Annotated in this window: 1 protein-coding gene and 3 tRNA genes; 3 read left to right on the top strand and 1 reads right to left on the bottom strand. The window is 45.9% G+C overall.

Annotation, left to right across the window (positions count from 1 at the left end; translation table 11 throughout):
* The first annotated feature begins 188 nt into the window (after positions 1–188).
* The 3 genes from C6H66_RS24885 to C6H66_RS24895 all read left to right on the top strand — a co-directional run bounded on the left by C6H66_RS24885 (position 189) and on the right by C6H66_RS24895 (position 472).
* Positions 189–264 (top strand) — tRNA-Gly (locus tag C6H66_RS24885).
* 41 nt (positions 265–305) lie between these two features.
* Positions 306–379, top strand: a tRNA-Cys gene (locus tag C6H66_RS24890).
* 6 nt (positions 380–385) lie between these two features.
* Positions 386–472, top strand: a tRNA-Leu gene (locus C6H66_RS24895).
* A gap of 118 nt (positions 473–590) precedes the next feature.
* Here C6H66_RS24895 and C6H66_RS24900 read toward each other — a convergent pair.
* Entirely contained in the window at positions 591–1,115 is a 525-nt protein-coding gene (locus C6H66_RS24900; protein ID WP_105397049.1) for a tail fiber assembly protein, read from the bottom strand.
* Positions 1,116–1,117: the final 2 nt, after the last annotated feature.

Genomic DNA, 1,117 nt, shown 5'->3' on the forward strand with positions numbered 1-1,117 from the left:
TTCAATATGTAAACGCGGCCTGGTCTGATTTGCGTGAAGCTTGATCGAAATGACGTAAAAACCATCGAACAAACACAGCGTAACAATAATTGTGTTGACTCGATACGTGAAGTAAGTAGAATGCAACGCATCGAACGGCACATGAGATTTACGAAAACAAATAAGTAAATCAGCCAGTTCAAAGCGGTGCGGGAATAGCTCAGTTGGTAGAGCACAACCTTGCCAAGGTTGGGGTCGCGAGTTCGAGTCTCGTTTCCCGCTCCAAGTTACTGATCAGGATTATGGCAAGTAACTGAATATAGAAAGGCGCGTTGGCAGAGTGGCCATGCAGCGGATTGCAAATCCGTCAACCTCGGTTCGACTCCGGGACGCGCCTCCAGATTCAGCCCAGGTGGTGAAATCGGTAGACACAAGGGATTTAAAATCCCTCGGCTGTAAGGCTGTGCGGGTTCAAGTCCCGCCCTGGGCACCAAATAAAAACTTGCTGTAAAACAGTGAGTTAGGGAAAAGAAAAGGCCACCGCAAGGTGGCTTTTTTCGTGATGGGTATCACGCTTCACTATTCGTTCACTATATCTTTTCGCTATATTTTCACTTCGGCACTTCCGGCCACTTCACATCAGGCGCTTGACTCACATCTGTATGAGTGAGTAGTACTCTGTATTTTCTCCATTCTAATAGAGACTCGCGTGTTTCATCTGTAGCCATCTCTAAGTCGACAGAATCTTGCAGTAATGAGATTGTGTAATTTGCTTGCTGTAACAGTGTTGCTTGTTTCTGTTTTGCTTCGTTGATTTGATGAGCTTTGAGTAAGTCTTTATCAACTACCCACTCTTTGCCGTTCCATGTGTCAAAATCTGTGGGCGGTTTTTTGAATGTCAGTGTTGCCGGTAGCTCACCGATTTCCGTTATCTCAATCGGCTCTCGTGTTAATGTGTCGTAAGCTATCTTTCCTCGGTAATCGGGGCGGATTTCCCAGCACTTACCATCAATGCTGCGGCAGACAGCCTCGTCATCAGACTTCGGTAACTCAGGAGCATCAGGATAAGCACCCGCTGATAAACTGATACCAAGCATCACATACTCAATATCAGAGTTGATGAATTCTCGTGTGATTT

Origin of the sequence: Photorhabdus hindustanensis (assembly GCF_002968995.1) — a bacterium.
GTDB lineage: Bacteria > Pseudomonadota > Gammaproteobacteria > Enterobacterales > Enterobacteriaceae > Photorhabdus > Photorhabdus akhurstii.